Origin of the sequence: Nocardioides sp. CPCC 206348 (assembly GCF_048654705.1) — a bacterium.
Classification (GTDB): domain Bacteria; phylum Actinomycetota; class Actinomycetes; order Propionibacteriales; family Nocardioidaceae; genus Nocardioides.
Genome location: NZ_JBMCZA010000145.1, coordinates 3959 through 4247, shown reverse-complemented (window position 1 = coordinate 4247; position 289 = coordinate 3959). Strand labels below are relative to the sequence as shown.

At 66.4% G+C, this 289-nt stretch carries 1 pseudogene; it reads left to right on the top strand.

Annotated features, from left to right (window positions below):
- Window positions 1-258, top strand: a pseudogene (locus ACOADB_RS10030) (ABC transporter permease); the annotation flags it as partial.
- Window positions 259-289: the final 31 nt, after the last annotated feature.

Below are 289 nucleotides of genomic sequence, written 5' to 3'. Positions count from 1 at the left end.
ATCACGTTCACCGTCCTGGTGCCCGAGGCGCTCGGTCCGCTGATCCTCGGCTTCACGTTCGCGTTCGTGGCGATCATCGACATGACGGCCATCGCGGGCGTGATCGCGGGCGGCGGACTGGGCTCGTTCGCCCAGGTCTACGGCTTCCGGCAGTTCGACGAGATCGTCACCTGGGGTTCGATCCTCGTCCTTGTCGCGATCGTGATGGTGATCCAGGTGTCCGGGAACCTGCTGGCCCGCAAGGTGCTGCGGCGCTGACCCAGGACCGTCTCCGACGGCAGGTCAGCAC